Annotated in this window: 15 protein-coding genes; 9 read left to right on the forward strand and 6 right to left on the reverse strand. The window is 68.6% G+C overall.

Annotated features, from left to right (window positions below; translation table 11 throughout):
• Positions 1 to 128 precede the first annotated feature (128 nt).
• Positions 129 to 1,253, reverse strand: coding sequence for a serine/threonine-protein kinase (locus QH168_RS13555; RefSeq protein ID WP_280234969.1), 1,125 nt, complete (start codon positions 1,251 to 1,253; stop codon positions 129 to 131).
• Positions 1,254 to 1,597: 344 nt separating this feature from the next.
• On the opposite strand from QH168_RS13555, the gene QH168_RS13560 reads away from it, so the two are divergent.
• Both QH168_RS13560 and QH168_RS13565 read left to right on the forward strand, forming a co-directional pair.
• Positions 1,598 to 2,356, forward strand: coding sequence for a hypothetical protein (locus QH168_RS13560; RefSeq protein ID WP_280234970.1), 759 nt, complete (start codon positions 1,598 to 1,600; stop codon positions 2,354 to 2,356).
• Positions 2,357 to 2,647: 291 nt separating this feature from the next.
• Positions 2,648 to 4,213 carry a DNA polymerase Y family protein gene (locus tag QH168_RS13565; RefSeq protein WP_280234971.1) on the forward strand — a complete coding sequence of 522 codons (1,566 nt, stop codon included), beginning with the start codon at positions 2,648 to 2,650 and terminating at the stop codon, positions 4,211 to 4,213.
• Here QH168_RS13565 and QH168_RS13570 read toward each other — a convergent pair.
• Positions 4,204 to 4,908: a class I SAM-dependent DNA methyltransferase gene (locus QH168_RS13570; protein ID WP_280234972.1), complete on the reverse strand. Its 705-nt coding sequence runs from the start codon at positions 4,906 to 4,908 to the stop codon at positions 4,204 to 4,206. The genes QH168_RS13565 and QH168_RS13570 overlap by 10 nt on opposite strands.
• 118 nt (positions 4,909 to 5,026) lie before the next feature.
• On the opposite strand from QH168_RS13570, the gene QH168_RS13575 reads away from it, so the two are divergent.
• Entirely contained in the window at positions 5,027 to 5,779 is a 753-nt protein-coding gene (locus tag QH168_RS13575; protein ID WP_280234973.1) for an alpha/beta fold hydrolase, read from the forward strand.
• 70 nt (positions 5,780 to 5,849) lie between these two features.
• Here QH168_RS13575 and QH168_RS13580 read toward each other — a convergent pair whose 3' ends face one another.
• The gene (locus tag QH168_RS13580) at positions 5,850 to 6,824 is read right to left on the reverse strand and encodes an SDR family NAD(P)-dependent oxidoreductase (protein ID WP_280234974.1); all 975 of its coding nucleotides are present in this window, start codon (positions 6,822 to 6,824) and stop codon (positions 5,850 to 5,852) included.
• Between the two features lie 143 nt (positions 6,825 to 6,967).
• Between QH168_RS13580 and QH168_RS13585 the strand changes: the two genes are divergently transcribed.
• Genes QH168_RS13585 through QH168_RS13600 form a run of 4 tightly spaced genes read left to right on the forward strand, consistent with a single transcriptional unit; the run spans position 6,968 to position 12,255 of the window.
• Positions 6,968 to 7,423, forward strand: a complete 456-nt coding sequence (locus QH168_RS13585) for a hypothetical protein (protein ID WP_280234975.1) — start codon at positions 6,968 to 6,970, stop codon at positions 7,421 to 7,423.
• Between the two features lie 29 nt (positions 7,424 to 7,452).
• Positions 7,453 to 11,022: an error-prone DNA polymerase gene (locus QH168_RS13590; RefSeq protein ID WP_280234976.1), complete on the forward strand. Its 3,570-nt coding sequence runs from the start codon at positions 7,453 to 7,455 to the stop codon at positions 11,020 to 11,022.
• A 44-nt stretch (positions 11,023 to 11,066) separates the two neighbouring features.
• A complete protein-coding gene (locus QH168_RS13595; protein ID WP_280234977.1) occupies positions 11,067 to 12,068 on the forward strand; it encodes a DUF4349 domain-containing protein in 1,002 nt (333 codons plus the stop codon).
• Complete coding sequence (locus QH168_RS13600) at positions 12,025 to 12,255, forward strand: DUF167 domain-containing protein (protein WP_280234978.1); 231 nt, start codon at positions 12,025 to 12,027, stop codon at positions 12,253 to 12,255. The genes QH168_RS13595 and QH168_RS13600 overlap by 44 nt, the downstream gene beginning before the upstream one ends.
• A 98-nt stretch (positions 12,256 to 12,353) precedes the next feature.
• On the opposite strand, the gene QH168_RS13605 is transcribed toward QH168_RS13600, so the two are convergent.
• Entirely contained in the window at positions 12,354 to 12,818 is a 465-nt protein-coding gene (locus tag QH168_RS13605; protein WP_280234979.1) for a tRNA (cytidine(34)-2'-O)-methyltransferase, read from the reverse strand.
• 138 nt (positions 12,819 to 12,956) lie between these two features.
• Here QH168_RS13605 and QH168_RS13610 point away from each other — a divergent pair, with 138 nt between their 5' ends.
• Both QH168_RS13610 and QH168_RS13615 read left to right on the forward strand, forming a co-directional pair.
• Complete coding sequence (locus QH168_RS13610) at positions 12,957 to 13,358, forward strand: RidA family protein (protein ID WP_280234981.1); 402 nt, start codon at positions 12,957 to 12,959, stop codon at positions 13,356 to 13,358.
• Between the two features lie 169 nt (positions 13,359 to 13,527).
• The gene (locus tag QH168_RS13615; protein ID WP_280234985.1) at positions 13,528 to 13,773 is read left to right on the forward strand and encodes a DUF3017 domain-containing protein; all 246 of its coding nucleotides are present in this window, start codon (positions 13,528 to 13,530) and stop codon (positions 13,771 to 13,773) included.
• Between the two features lie 54 nt (positions 13,774 to 13,827).
• Here QH168_RS13615 and metX read toward each other — a convergent pair whose 3' ends face one another.
• Positions 13,828 to 14,943, reverse strand: coding sequence for a homoserine O-acetyltransferase MetX (gene metX / locus QH168_RS13620; protein ID WP_432421090.1), 1,116 nt, complete (start codon positions 14,941 to 14,943; stop codon positions 13,828 to 13,830).
• A gap of 29 nt (positions 14,944 to 14,972) precedes the next feature.
• Positions 14,973 to 15,122 (reverse strand): PLP-dependent transferase (locus QH168_RS13625; protein ID WP_280234986.1); only part of this gene is annotated, 150 nt, incomplete at its 5' end.

Below are 15,122 nucleotides of genomic sequence, written 5' to 3' on the forward strand. Positions count from 1 at the left end.
GAGACGGGCCGCGAACTTTGGGGCTCGGTCTCGCTTCGCTCGAAAATTGAGGTGTGACCAGCCGTTGTATCGGTGCGGTTTCGGTGGGGTGGGGGTCTTTACGCAACCGCGACTCACGTCATCGCGACTTACATCACCGCGACGATGACCGCGATGATGATGACCAGGCCGATCAGTAGTCCGACGGCGATGGCCAGCGGTGCGTTGCTCGACTGCGGCAGGGCGGCGCGCTGTGGCGCGGGGGCGGGCGCCACCGGTGCCTGCGTGGGCTGGGTGCGGCGGGGCAGTGGCGTCGACAGCGGGCTGCGCAGACCCGATGCCGAATTGCGGGCCGCCCATGCCGGGATGGTGCCGTCCTCGGTGCGCACCGGGGCACCGATGATGTAGGGCCCGGTGCCGGGGCCGAAAGCGGCGGTGAGGATTTCGTCCCTGGCCTCGGCCATGGTCGGGCGACGCTGCGGCGCCGGTTCCATCATGTGCAGCAGCGCCTGGGTGAGCACACCGCTGCGGCTGGGCGGAATGATCTGCGCCATGGCCGCGCGTTCGACCACCGCACCGCTGTCGTCGTCGAAACCGAATGGCGGTTGGCCCTCGACGGCGGTGTAGAGCGTGGCGCCGAGGGAGAACACATCGCTGGCCTCGGTCGGTCGCGCGCCACGGGCCACCTCGGGCGGCAGATAGGCCGGGGTGCCGGTGATGACGCCGTCCGGTTCGTCGGCGGACTCACCCGCACCGCGAGAGATGCCGAAATCGCTGAGCTTGGCCATCCCGACGCCGGGGCCACGGTCGGCGACGAGGATATTGCCCGGTTTGATATCGCGGTGCACGATGCCGACGGCATGCGCGGCGGCCAGTGCGTCGGCGACCTGCGCGCCGATCTGCGCCACCTCGATCGGCGGCAGCGTATCGACCAGCCCGAGCGCCTTGGCCACATTGCGTGACGGCAGATGCTCCATCACCAACCAGGGCTCACCGGCCTCGAGCACCACGTCGTAGACCGCAATGGCGTGTTCATGGGAGAGCTTGGCCGCGACCCGACCCTCATGGATGATCTGCTCGCGGATCCGGTTCGCCTCGTCCTCGTCGAGCCCGGCGGTGGTCAACACCTGCTTGATGGCGACCTCGCGGTTGAGCAGCCGGTCGGTCGCGAGCCAGACCGCACCCATACCGCCGCCGCCGAGCTTCGACTGCAAGCGGTAGCGACCGGCCACCAGATAATCCGGGCCGACAGTGGGACGTGGACGATCGATCATGGTGCCGAGACTAGCCGAATTCCGTGGTAGCTGGCCGGATTCGGGCCGGTAGTTCACGGTCGTGACGGTGGTCACGGCGGCGGCCGGGTGGTAGCCGCCGGTGCCGTTCGACGGATTGCGGGGGTGGGTTTCCGCCGATGGTCTATCGAACGTATATTCGATAACAGATCGATAGCTGGATCGGTGCTGGGCCGTCGGGTTCCTGCGGTGCGCGGTGTGCTCGTGGCGGTCGAGGGCGGCGGGCGTCGGTGTCGCGATGACCGTCGGTTCGTGCCGATGGCCATCGGTCGGGCTCCGGTGATCGCGGCCGGAGCGGGAGTCCCTCCGTGGAGGTAGGTGAGGTGATGGGTTCGGATTCGCGGGCGACGCAGCGCGCGACGCCGCAGGAACTCGCGGAACTCCGGCGCAAGATGGCGGCGGTGCCGGGGCGGGGCGAATCCGTGGTCGCGCGACTGCCCACCTCGGAGGGGGCGCGCCGGGAGACGCTGCCCGTTCCGGCCGCCCTCGGCGCGCTCCTGCCCGACGGCGGTCTGGTCAAGGGTTCGGTGGTGGCGTATGCGGGCGGCGGGTCGCTGCTCGCCGGTGTGCTGGCCGCGGTCACCTCGGGCGGTGGGCACGCCGCGGTGGTGGGGATGCCGCGGCTCGGTCTGCTCGCCGCCGCGGAGATGGGGGCGCGGCTGGAGCGCCTGGCCGTCGTGGCCGATCCCGGCGCCGACCGGTTGGAGGTGGCCGCGGTGTTGCTCGACGGGCTCGATCTCGTACTGCTCGATCTCGGCGGCGTCGCCGTCGCGCCCGCGAGAGCGGGGGTGATCGCCGCCCGCGTCCGCAACCGGGGCGCCGTCCTGATCGTCACAGGCGGTCGCTGGCCCGCCCCGGCGCTGCGCCTCGGCGCCAGGGTGGCCGGTTACACCGGGCTCGGCCGCGGCCGTGGGCGGCTGGATTCGATATCCCTCGAGGTCGAGGTGACCGGTCGTGGGGCGTCGACGCCGCGCACCGGCCTGCTCACGCTGCGCTCGCGCGACGGCCGAACCGAATGGGTCTCCCGCGAAACGGACTCGGCCGCAACAGGATCGATGAATGATGCACGTGACGCCGTATCGTGAACGCGCGGCAGCCCGAATGCGTGCGGTTCACCGCAGGTCTGCCGCTGATCGAGGCGGCGGGCGCGGGCGGGATCGATCCGGCGCAGACCGAGAACACTCCGTCCTCTCCGGCGTGGCTGCCGCACCGGTCACCAGGCGCCGCCGCGGAGCCATCTCCGCGGGGAACCTCCACCGGCTTCCGCGGATGGTGGGCGCGAGAGCCGCGGACCGATCGAATGGCGTGTGCCGCACCGGATCACCCGACGTACACGGGCGCACGGCATCGGATCGGGGCGTACCCGGCGGTCCGCCATGACCCGGCCCGCTCGGATACTCGCGGTGTGGTGCCCGGATTGGCCCGCGGTCGCGGCGGCGGCACTGGGGAAGGTGCCAGCCCACCGGCCGGTGGCCGTCGTGGCGGCGAACAAGGTGGTGGCGTGTTCGGCGATCGCCAGAGCCGAAGGGGTGCGGCGCGGACTGCGGCGGCGTGAGGCGCAGGCGCGCTGCCCCGAATTGTTCATCGCACCGGCCGATCCCGACCGCGACGCCCGCCTGTTCGAACCGGTGGCGGCGGCCGTCGAGGCCACGGTGCCCGGAGTCGAAGTGTTACGCCCCGGGCTGCTGGTGCTCGGTGTGCGCGGCGCGGCGCGGTTCTTCGGCTCGGAGGAGGCCGCGGCGATCCAGCTGGTCGACGTCGTCGCCGCGGCCGGTGTGGAAGCACAGATCGGGATCGCCGACGAACTGTCCACCGCGGTGCTCGCCGCCCGCCGCGGCGCCATCGTCGCGCCGGGAACCGGCCCCGCATTCCTCGCGCCGCTGCGGATCGGCGAACTCGCCGTCGAATCGGCGCTGGCCGCCCCCGAACGGGCCGAGCTGGTGGATCTGCTGCACCGGCTCGGGTTGCGCCACATCGGCGATTTCGCCGCGCTGACCCCGGCGCAGGTCGCCTCCCGGTTCGGCGCCGATGCGATCGCGGCACATCGCTGCGCCCGCGCCCTGCCCGAACGGCCGCCGTCCACACGTCGTCCGCCGCGTGATCTGACGGTGGAGTTGCGCTGCGATCCGCCGATCGACCGTGTGGATGCCGCGGCCTTCGCCGGTCGGCTGCTCGCCACCAAGGCGTATGCCGCGCTCTCCGATGCGGCGGTGGCGTGCACCCGGCTCGCGGTGCACGCCGAAACCGCCGCCGGTGAACGGCTCACCCGGATCTGGCGTTGTGCGGAGCCGCTGACCGCGGACGGTGTCGCCGATCGGGTGCGCTGGCAGTTGGACGGCTGGCTCACCCACCGTGCCACCGGCGCGCCCGGACCGACCGCGCCGATCACCTTGCTGCGCCTGGAACCGGTCGAGATCGTCCCGGCGGCCGCGATGCAATTGGGGTTGTGGGGTGATGCGGGCGGTACCGACGCGCGGGCCATGCGTGCCCTGGTACGGGTGCAGGGTCTGCTCGGTGGCGCCGCGGTGCAGGTCGGCGTGCTCAGCGGTGGGCGCGGACCGGCCGAGCGGATCACCATGGTCGCACTCGGCGACGAACGGACACCCGCGACCGATCCCGCACTGCCCTGGCCCGGCCGCCTGCCCCAGCCGGCGCCAGCGGTGCTCATGATCGACCAACCGAGGGTGGAACTCGAGTCCGCCGACGGCGTCCGGGTCCATGTCACCGAACGCGGTCTGTTCGACGCCACCCCCACCCGGCTGCGCTGGGGCAGCAAACGCTGGGAGCTGACCACCTGGGCGGGTCCGTGGCCGATCGATGAACTCTGGTGGACCACGGAGGGCGTACCGGCCGCCCGGGTCCAGGTGGAGCTGCCCGGCCCGCACACCCTGCTGCTGATCACCCGCGATCGGCGCTGGCATGTGGAGGGGCTCTACGAATGAGGTGCGGTCCAGACCGTCGCGAGAGTGAACGGCTGATCGCGCAGCTCCGCCCAGCGCGGTTTGCGCGCGATCCATTCCTCGTCGACCAGGGCCTCGGCGACCTCGGTGAGGACGAATCCGGCCTCCAGTGCGGCCGTCATCCGCTCGCTGAACAGATGCAGATGGGTGTCGATCGCCACCGGCTCGCCCGCGCGGGGCGTGTAATGGGTCGGCATCCCGGTGAACATCATGAACTGCGGGTGGTAGCTCACCGTGACGCAGCTCCCGCCCGGTGCGGTCAGCCGCCTTGCCTCCGCGTAGAACGGTTCGAGGGCGGGCAGATGTTCATCGATCAAACAGGCGATCACCAGGTCGTAGGCCCCGGTGGGCAATCCGGTCGTCCGCACATCGGCCTGGGTGAGCGTCGTGTGGGCGCCGCGCTCGCGCGCCCGCTCGAGCATCCCGGCGCTCAGGTCGACGCCATCGATATGGGCTGTACCGTGGCCGCGCAGCCACTGCGCGGTGCGGCCGGTGCCGCAGCCGAGGTCGGCGGCCCGGCGGATTCGTCGCCAGTCGGGGCGGCGTAGCCGGTCCAGTAGCGCGAGATCCATCAGGTCGAGGACGGTGTCCTCGTAGGTGGGCGCCCACCCGTCGTACCCCGAGGCGACATCGACGGTGGGGTAGTGACGACGATCGAAATCCGCGAAGGAAGGCATGCGCGCAGTATTTCGCCGGCCCCACCGGCCGGTCCACCACTTTTCCGCGTGCGCGGCTGCGGCAGTGTGTGGCAGATCATCGACTCTTCACCCGCTGCCATCGGTACCCTCGACAATCGTGGATCTGACGACGGCCAGGGTCGCGCTCGGCGATGTGCGGATCGCCTACCGTGACTCCGGGCCGATCGCGCTCGACGATGTCCCGGTCGTGCTCGTCCACGGCATGGGCGGCGACGGCCATACCTGGGACCGCTTCGCCCGCGAACTGGTGCGCGCCGGTCGCCGGGTCATCATTCCCGACCTGCGCGGACACGGCCGCAGCGCGCATACCGAGTCCTATCTGTTCGGTGAGTTCGGCGACGACGTCCTGCGGCTGTGCGATTTCCTGGAACTGGACCGGGTGGACCTGGTCGGGCATTCGCTCGGCGGTTATGCGGTGTCCTGTGTCGCACAGGAACGACCGGGTCTGGTCCGGCGCCTGGTCATGGAGGAATGCCCGCTGCCGTTGCGCTCGGGTACCGAGGAACTGACGCTGACCCGCCGGTTGCCGTCCGTGCCCGAGCTGTGGCACGCCACCTCCAGCCTGCTCCGCCATCCCCGCGCGGTACTGGCCTTCGATCGATCGATGACGCGCACCGCGCTCGAACAGTTCCGCAAACCGCATCCCGAGTGGTGGGAACGGCTCACCGAGATCACCGCACCGACCCTGGTCCTGCGCGGCGGCCCCGGCGGCATGGTCGACCCCGACAAACTCGAACTCATGCGCACCGCGATCCCCGATTGCTCGGTCACCGCCTTCACCTGCGGCCACAGCATCCACCGCGACCGCCACCGAGAATTCTCCGCCGCCGTACTACCGTTCCTCGTCTAGAGCGCGTCACGAGTGGCACCTGGCTGCGGCAACGGCCGAGTGGCTCGGCAGCCAGGTACCGCTCGTCGGTTCACCAGTGGGTGCCGGGGACCCAGCGGGCGGCGCGGCGCAGGGCGGCGCCGGTGGCCTTGCGGGCGGCGGAGCGGGGGCGGGGTTCCGGTTGCGGGGCAACGGTTTCGGCGGTTTCCGCGTCGTCGTCTTGTTCGCCGCGGGCGGCGGGGGAGTCGGGGAGGGCGCGGTAGTAGCGGTGCAGGATGCGGTCGCGCAGTTTGGGGGTGACGATGCCGCCGTATTCGGCCAGCGTGCCGAGCGGGACGTCGATGCGCTTGGGGCGTTCGCTGAGCGCGCGCACGATGGTCGCCGCGGCCCACTCCGGGGATTCGGCCGGGCCCTGATTACCGCTCGGCGTGATCATCGGGGTGCGGACCAGCGGCATGTGGATGGTGGTGAAGGTGACGCCGTCGGCCAGCGTCTCCACCGCGGCCACCTCGGTGAACTTGTCCAAGGCGGCCTTGCTGGCCAGATAGGCCGCGAAGCGCGGTGTGGCGACCTGCACGCCGGCGCTGCTGATATTGACGATGTGCCCGAATTTGCGCTCGCGCATCTGCGGTAGCAGGGCCAGCGTCAACCGCAGGGCGCCGAAGTAGTTGACCGCCATGGTGCGTTCGAAATCGTGCAGGCGATCGGTGGAACGGTGGATGGCGCGGCGGATGGAGCGGCCCGCGTTGTTCACCAGCATGTCCACGTGGCCGTGCGCCTCGAGGATCGCGTTGACCGTCTGGTCCACCGATTCGGAATCGGTGACGTCGCACTGGTATCCGTGCGCGGCACCGCCTGCGGCACGGATCTCCTCGACCACCGTGGCGAGTTCGTCGGCGCGGCGGGCGAGTAGGAATACCGTTGCGCCCTTGTCCGCGACGGCCAGTGCCGCCGCCCGCCCGATCCCGGAGGAAGCGCCGGTGATCAGGACGTGTCGTCCGGTGAGATCGCGGTTGCGCTGATTGCGCCGGGTCTGTTCGCGTTCGGCGTCGTCGGCTCGGGTCATCGCTGCTCCTTCGCAGGTCCGTCGGCACCGAACTTACTCCGAAGTAAGTTCGGTGCCAAGTGCTTTGTGTCACAGCTGGGGAACATCGGCGCACCGGGTTCGAACACTCGAAATCAATCGAACATATGTGCGATAATGGACGCATGACGGACGATCGGATGGCGGATATCTATGCCGCGGTGCGGCTCGGCGGCGTTGATCGGGAAGCGGCGCGGCGTGCGCTACAGCGGCTGTGGGAAGAGATCGGCGAGTTCGGTGATCCACTGCATCGCTGCGTGATCGCCCACCATCTGGCCGATGTGGTGGATACGGCCGAGGAGGCGTTGCTCTGGGATCAGCGGGCGCTCGCGGCGGTGTTCGCGCCGGGCAGTCCGCTGGATGAGGGTATGCGCGGATTTCTGCCCTCGCTGTATCTGAACCTGGCCGACAGCCACCGCCGCGTCGGCGATTTCGACTCCGCCCGAATGCAATTGGCGCTCGCAAGGGGACATCTCGAGGTACTCGCCAACGACGCCTACGGTCAGGTGATCCGCACCGGGCTCGATCATGTGTCCGGCGCGCTCGACGCCGGTTCCACCGAACAGCTCGAGGCGAGCTGATCATCGCGCGGTGATGCGGAGGTGAGGCCATGGGCTGGGGTAACGGGCCGCCGAGCTGGTCGGAAATGGAACGGGTGCTGTCCGGGCGGCCGGGCAGACACGATCCGGAGTCGATGTATCCGGGTGACGGTGGCGACAGCCCGGCATGGACACGTAAACGCGGCGAATATCTGACCGGTGGGGAGGACCGTCCGCTCGGGCCGGTCGTGCCCTACGCCGAACTGCACGCGCATTCCGCTTACAGCTTCCTCGACGGTGCGAGTCAGCCGGAAGATCTGGTGGAGGAAGCGGTCCGGCTCGGTCTGGAAGCCATCGCGATCACCGATCACAACGGCTACTACGGGGTGGTCCGCTTCTTCGAAGCCGCGCGTGAATGGGGTATCGCCACCGTGTACGGCGCCGAATTGACCCTCGCCGCAACCGATCCGGCATCATCCGCAGACCGCTCGCGCACACAGCGACCCACATCGCACCTCGATGGACCGAGGCCGTTGCATGCGGTCCATACAGCGGATCATGGTGCGGGCGTGGTCGAAACAGCGGGTGGTGGCAGCCGCGAGCCGGCGCAAGAGCCGCGCGGTCATGCGCACGCTCCCGATTCGGCGCCGCGGACGGGCACACCGGACCCGGCGGGCGCACATCTGCTGGTGCTGGCCAGGGGACCGGAAGGGTACCGACGGTTGTCGCAGCAGATCTCGGCGGCGCATATGGCCGCGGGGGAGAAGGGCATCCTGCGCTACGACCTGGACGCCCTCACCGCGGCGGCGGGCGGGCACTGGCAGATCCTGACCGGATGCCGGAAGGGCCACCTGCGCCAGGCGTTGGCGCAGGATCTGCGCGCGGGCGGGGAACTGGTGCGGTCGGAGGCAGCGTTACGCGATCTGATGGAACGTTTCGGCGCGCACCGGGTGAGCGTCGAACTCACCCATCACGGCCTCCCCTCCGACGATGAACGCAACGCGCATCTCATCGCACTGGCCGACCGGCTCGGGCTGCCCGTCGTCGCCACCACCGGTGCGCATTTCGCGTCCCCGGCCGGGCGACACCGCGCCATGGCGCTGGCCGCGATCCGGGCCAGGCGCAGTCTGGACGAGATGGCCGGATGGTTACCGCCCACCGGCGGGGCGCATCTGCGATCGGGTGCGGAAATGGCGCGACTGTTCGCCGACTGTCCACAGGCCGTCGCCAATGCGGCTGCCCTGGCTCGTGAATGCGCCTTCGATCTGAAGTTGATCAAGCCGGAACTGCCACCTTTCCCGGTGGAGGAGGGGCATGACGAGGATTCCTGGTTACGGAAACTCGCTCTCGAGGGCGCGTTCGAGCGCTACGGGCCGCCGGCGGGCAATCCCAAGGCTTACCAGCAGATCGAACACGAACTCGCGGTGATCGCCGAGATGAAGTTTCCCGGCTACTTCCTGGTGGTGCACGACATCGTCCAGTTCTGCGAGAAACAGAACATCCTGTGTCAGGGCCGGGGTTCGGCGGCGAATTCGGCGGTCTGCTTCGCCATCGGCATCACCAATGTCGACCCGATCAAGCACGGGCTGCTGTTCGAACGGTTCCTGTCCTCGGCGCGCGACGGCCCACCCGATATCGATATCGATATCGAATCCGATCGCCGCGAGGAAGCGATCCAGCACGTCTATGCCACCTACGGCCGTGAGAACGCCGCCCAGGTGGCCAATGTGATCACCTACCGCGGTAAGTCGGCGGTGCGTGACGCCGCCCGCGCACTCGGTTTCTCGACCGGACAGCAGGACGCGTGGAGCAAACAGGTGCGCCGCTGGAACGGTGTGGACGCCGAAACCGATACCGATATCCCCACGCCGGTACTGGAATTGGCCGCCGATATCGAGGGCCTGCCCCGGCATCTCGGCATCCATTCCGGTGGCATGGTGATCTGTGATCGGCCCATCGCCTATGTGTGCCCGGTGGAATGGGCGCGGATGCCCGGCCGCAGCGTCTTGCAGTGGGACAAGGACGATTGTGCTACCGCCGGACTGGTGAAATTCGATCTGCTCGGCCTCGGCATGCTCTCCGCGCTGCACTACATGATGGATCTGGTGCGCGAACACAAGGGCGTCACCGTCGAACTGCACAGGCTGAACCTCGAAGATTCGGCCGTATACGAGATGCTTTCCCGCGCTGATTCGGTCGGTGTGTTCCAAGTGGAATCGCGAGCACAGATGGCGACCCTGCCTCGGCTGAAGCCACGCAAATTCTATGACCTGGTGGTCGAGGTGGCGCTGATCCGACCCGGCCCGATCCAGGGCAATTCGGTGCATCCGTACATCAGGCGTCGTAACGAACAGGTGAAATGGAAGCACGATCATCCCGTCCTGGAGAAGACGCTCGAGCGCACCTATGGCGTCCCCTTGTTCCAAGAACAACTCATGCAGATAGCCATCGATATTGCCGGATTCACCGCTGTCGAAGCCGACGAGTTGCGCCGCGCCATGGGATCGAAACGCTCGCGAGAGCGGATGGAACGGCTCAGGGCCAGGCTCTACCAGGGCATGCGCGAGAAACACGGCATCACCGACGAGGTCGCCGACCGTATCTACGAGAAGCTGTACGCCTTCGCGAATTTCGGTTTCCCGGAAAGTCATTCGCAGAGCTTCGCGGCGCTGGTGTTCTATTCGGCCTGGTTCAAGCTGTATCACCCGGCCGCCTTCTGCGCCGGTCTGCTGCGAGCCCAGCCGATGGGGTTCTATTCGCCGCAGTCGCTGGTCGCCGATGCCCGCAGGCACGGTGTGCTCGTGCACGGCCCCGATATCAATGCCAGCCGCGCGGAACCGACCCTCGAACAGCGCGGCACCGAGGTGCGGCTCGGCCTCGCCGCGGTCCGCTATATCGGTGACGAACTCGCCGCGAAGATCGTCGACGCTCGTGCGGAGACCGGCCCCTACACTTCGTTCCTCGATCTGACCGGACGAGTGGAACTCACCGTCCGGCAGGCGGAAGCGTTGGCCACCGCAGGCGCCCTGGACAGCATCACATCCGTCGAGCACGGTGAGACGGGATCGGAGAACGATGGCACGCACGGCTTTTCGAACGAGCCGCCGAAGGGCGGGCGAAACAGTGTTCGCCGCGCCGCGCTGTGGGCGGCGGGTGCGGCGGCGGGCGAGCGGTCGGACCGTTTGCCCGGTACCAGCGCCGCCGCCGATGCCCCCGCACTTCCCGGTATGAGCGCCTTGGAGCTGGCCGCTGCCGATGTGTGGGCCACCGGCATCTCTCCTGGCAGCTATCCGACCGAATTCCTCCGCTCCCGGCTCGACGCGATGGGGGTGATTCCGGCCGATCGTCTGCTGTCGGTTCCCGACGGTTCACGGGTGCTCGTCGGCGGTGCGGTCACCCACCGGCAGGCACCCGCCACCGCCGCCGGTGTCACCTTCCTGAACCTGGAAGACGAGACCGGCATGGTCAATATCGTCTGCTCGGTCGGTCTGTGGGCCCGCCATCGCCGTCTCGCGCAGAGCGCTTCGGCATTGATCATTCGCGGCCGGATCCAGAACGCGGAAGGCGCGGTGAGCGTGCTCGCCGAACATCTACAGCAGCTGGATCTGCGTATCACCGCCAAATCGCGCGACTTCCGATGAGCGAGAAGCCTGTCGCCGCCCGGACGAGCCGCTACGCTGCGACCATGCGCAAGCTTGCGGTGTTGGTGATCGCCCTGCTCGGACTGGTCCTGCTGGTGGGTGGCTGCGGCGATGATGACGACGACGGCGAATCGTCGGTCGGCGGGCGGGCGTCCGCCGATATGCCCGCACCAGCGGCCACACCCGGATTCCGGGAACAGGCCCCCGCCAGGGAACAGGACACCGGCGGTGCGGACGATCAGAACCGCAAGGAAGTGATCACCGGTCGGATCGAGATCACCGCCGCCGACCCGATCGCCGCCGCGGGCACAGTGACCGATCAGGTCACTGCTCTGCAAGGCCGGGTGGACAGCCGCACCGAGCGTCCAGGCACTGATGACGACGATGCGAGCGCCCGGCTCACGGTCCGCATCCCCGCCGAGCGCACCGACGATTTCATCGCCGGGCTCGGCGATATCGGTGAGGTCACCGAGGTGAGCACCAACCGCGACGATGTGACAATGCAGTGGCAGGATCTGGACGCGCGTATCCGCGCCCTGCAAGCCTCGGTCGACCGGCTGCGGGTCCTCATGGCCGAGGCCACCAACACCGCCGATCTGCTCGCCGCCGAGCAGGCGCTGTCGAGTCGCCAAGCCGAACTGGACAGCCTCACCGGGCAGAAACGTCTGCTCGACGATCAGATCTCGCTGTCCACCTTGACCGTCGAGATCGACAGTAAGCACACCGATTCCGACGACGAGCCGAACAATTTCTGGGACGGCATCGTCTCCGGCTGGGATGCGCTGGTCGACTGGCTGAAGGACGCGGTCGTCTTCCTCGGCAAGGCCGTCCCGTGGCTCGGCTTCGCCGCGGTGATCGGCGCCGTGGTCTGGGTGATCGTGCGCCTGGTGCGCCGCCTGCGTTCGGCGAAACCGGCCGCCGCCCCGGCCCCCGCGAAGGTCGCCGCCCCCGCCGAATCCACGCGCGAGGCCGGGAAAGATGCTGCCGGAACAGGAGAATCGAGTGCCGACGACAGTTCGGGCGACGATAAAACCGAACAGCCGTAAAGGCCCGCTGGTCGAAATCCTCGACGACGGCACCATACAGCTCTACGTGCGTGCGCCCGCCGTCGAAGGCAAGGCGAACAAGGCTGCCATCGAACTGCTCGCCGTGCATTATGGCGTGCCCAAGAGCGCCGTTCGCCTCGCCGCGGGCGCGACGTCACGATTCAAACGTTTCGAGATCGACGACTGACCACGACATCGCGCCGCCCGCCATCGAATGACGGCCTCGATCAGCTGCGGCGCTCAGGGCCTCGGTAGTGCCAGGCCGCAGCACCGCCACGGCTGCCGTCAGACCGCCCCAGGGAACCCCTGCTGGCGCCAGGCCTCGTACACGGCGACCGCCGCCGAATTGGACAGATTCATCGACCGGCGGCCCGCGAGCATCGGAATGCGCACCTGCTCGGTGATATGCGGATCGGTGAGCACCGCCTCCGGCAGCCCGCTGGGTTCGGTCCCGAACAGCAGCACATCCCCCTCCCGGTACGTCACCTCGGTGAACCACGTGCTCGCCTGCGTCGTGAACGCGAAAACTCGCTCCGGCCGCAAGGCCGCCCACGCCGCCGCCAGATCCGCGTGCACCGTCACCGACGCCAGATCGTGGTAGTCCAACCCGGCCCGCCGCAACTTGGCCTCCGAGAGATCGAACCCCAACGGCTCGACCAGATGCAGCTCACACCCGGTCCCGGCGACCAACCGGATCGCATTCCCGGTATTCGGCGGAATGCACGGCTCGTGAAACATCAATCGGAACACCGGGCCAGTCAACCAGGTGGGTAGGTGTCACCGACGACCGAGCCGGGTGGGTCGGGTAGTGGTGATGGTGAACGGGCTGCCGCGCCGGGGCCATCGAGGAGGACGGAATCTGTCGGTGCCATCGATTACTTTTCAGCCATGGTGAGCACAGCGCACAATCCCGCAGGATCGCAGCCGCCCGGGGTGGGATTCGCCCACGCCACGGCCGCGACCGGGAACACGATCATTCATATCTCCGGGCAGGTCGGGGTCGACGAGTCCGGGGTGGTCGCCGAGGGGCTGGCGGCGCAGACAGCACAGGCATTGATCAATTTGGGGCGGGCCCTCGAGGCCGCCGGTGGGACCGCGGCCGATCTGGTCAGCGTGCGGTTCTACGTGGTGGATTGGGAGCCGTCCAAATTCGCCGAACTCGGCGCCGGAGGTGCGGCTGCCAGAGAGCATTACGAATTCCCGGAAACGGCGGTCACCCTGGTGGGTGTGGCGGCGCTGTTCACGCCAGAGCATCTGATCGAAGTCGAAGGGGTCGCGGTCGTCGCCTAGCCGTCGGTGCGGGCATGTGATTCGGTGGTCGAAAGGTGTTGCGCTGTCCAGCGCTCGCGCGGCGCGCCGGTCTGCAACAATCGAGGGCGTGACCGATGCCGACACCCCGACCGCCGAACAACGGCCCGGCGAGAGTTGGGCGACGCAATTCCTGCGCTGTCATCTGCCGATGGTGATCGTGGCGCTGGTCATGCTGGTGGCGATCGTGTTCGTGGCCTCGGAACGCTGGCGGCGCGGTGCGCTGTTCTTCGGCGGCGCCACCCTGCTCGCGGCCACCTTCCGGCTGTGCCTGCCCACGGCGCGGGTGGGTCTGCTCGCGGTGCGCAGCAAACCGTTCGACGTCGGCGCGCTCACACTGCTCGGCAGCTCGATCGTCTTCATCGCCGCCACCATCAACACCCTCGGCGTCAGCTAGCAGTCGTTGCTCGGTCTCCGCACGTCGAAAGTTCGGCGGCGCGCCTACCCGAACTCAGCGCGCGTTGCGGGCCAGGTTCATGGTCTGGATCAACAGCTTGGACACCGCCGCCGCCTCGGTGAGGAAGCCGTCGTGTCCGTCGCGGGAGTGCACGATCTCGAGGCCCTGACAGCCGGGCAGCCCCTCGGCCAACTCGCGCTGGGTGTGCAGCGGATACAGCCGGTCGGAGTCGACGCCGCCGACCACACACGGCACCGGCGTGCTCGCCAGCGCCGCCGCGATACCGCCACGACCGCGTCCGACATCATGCCGGTTCATCGCCTCGCTCAGCAGCACATAAGTGGCCGGATCGAAACGCTTGCACAGCTTTTCGGCCTGATACTCGAGGTAGCTCTGCACCGCGTATCGCCCACCGCGCCACGGATCCTCATCGCCCTGGGCGCGGTTCTCGAAACGATGATCGAGTTCGCCCTCGGTGCGATAGCTCAGATGGGCGATGCGCCGAGCGATGCCCATACCCGCGGTCGGAATACGGCCGGTGTCGTGATAATCGCCGCCCTGCCAGGCCGGATCGGCTTGGATGGCGGCGATCTGGGTGGTCTGGGTGCCGATCTGGTCGGCGGTGGCGCGTGCGCCCACCGCCAGCACCAGTGCCGCCGATACCCGTTCGGGTGCGCCGACCATCCACTCCAGGACCCGCATACCGCCCATCGACCCACCGGCCACGGCGGCGAGGCGGGTGATGCCGAGCCGGTCGAGCAGCGCCGCCTCGGCGGTCACCTGGTCGCGGATGGAGATCTCCGGGAACCGTGAACCCCACGGCTTCCCATCGGGCGCCGGTGAGGACGGCCCGGTGCTGCCCTTACAGCCGCCGAGCACGTTCGTCGCGACGACGCACCATTCGTCGGTGTCCAGCGGCGCGCCGGGACCGACCATGCCGTCCCACCAGCCGGGCTGCGGATGGATGTCGTCGGGGTGGCCGACCACATGGGAATCGCCGGTGAGGGCGTGTTCCACCAGCACCACATTGTCCAGTTCGGGTGACAGCTCACCCCAACGCTGTACGGCCAGCTGCACGTCCGGGATGGTCTCGCCGTTCTCCAGCGCGATATCCCCGACGGAGATGACACCGAGCCGCCCGTCCGGCGGCGGCAACTCGGCCGCCGTCACACGGGTGGTACTCCGGTCGGCACTCACGGTCACGTCGCCGCCGCCGTGAATCCTGTGCGGAGGTCGGTGAGGATGTCGTCGATGCCTTCGATGCCGACGGCGAGGCGGACCAGTCCGGGGGTGACGCCGGCGGCGAGTTGTTCGTCGGGGGTGAGTTGGGAGTGGGTGGTGGACGCCGG

The sequence above is a fragment of the Nocardia cyriacigeorgica genome (assembly GCF_029868385.1).
In the GTDB taxonomy this organism is placed as follows: Bacteria; Actinomycetota; Actinomycetes; order Mycobacteriales; family Mycobacteriaceae; genus Nocardia; species Nocardia cyriacigeorgica_F.

Excerpts from the sequence above, each read along its gene's own strand:
- QH168_RS13570 (WP_280234972.1), bottom strand. The coding sequence starts at position 4,908 with ATGCCTTCCTTCGCGGATTTCGATCGTCGTCACTACCCCACCGTCGAT.
- QH168_RS13615 (WP_280234985.1), top strand. The coding sequence starts at position 13,528 with ATGGTGATCGTGGCGCTGGTCATGCTGGTGGCGATCGTGTTCGTGGCC.
- QH168_RS13595 (WP_280234977.1), top strand. The coding sequence starts at position 11,067 with ATGCGCAAGCTTGCGGTGTTGGTGATCGCCCTGCTCGGACTGGTCCTG.
- QH168_RS13610 (WP_280234981.1), top strand. The coding sequence starts at position 12,957 with ATGGTGAGCACAGCGCACAATCCCGCAGGATCGCAGCCGCCCGGGGTG.
- QH168_RS13590 (WP_280234976.1), top strand. The coding sequence starts at position 7,453 with ATGGGCTGGGGTAACGGGCCGCCGAGCTGGTCGGAAATGGAACGGGTG.
- QH168_RS13565 (WP_280234971.1), top strand. The coding sequence starts at position 2,648 with ATGACCCGGCCCGCTCGGATACTCGCGGTGTGGTGCCCGGATTGGCCC.
- QH168_RS13555 (WP_280234969.1), bottom strand. The coding sequence starts at position 1,253 with ATGATCGATCGTCCACGTCCCACTGTCGGCCCGGATTATCTGGTGGCC.
- QH168_RS13580 (WP_280234974.1), bottom strand. The coding sequence starts at position 6,824 with ATGACCCGAGCCGACGACGCCGAACGCGAACAGACCCGGCGCAATCAG.
- QH168_RS13585 (WP_280234975.1), top strand. The coding sequence starts at position 6,968 with ATGACGGACGATCGGATGGCGGATATCTATGCCGCGGTGCGGCTCGGC.
- QH168_RS13560 (WP_280234970.1), top strand. The coding sequence starts at position 1,598 with ATGGGTTCGGATTCGCGGGCGACGCAGCGCGCGACGCCGCAGGAACTC.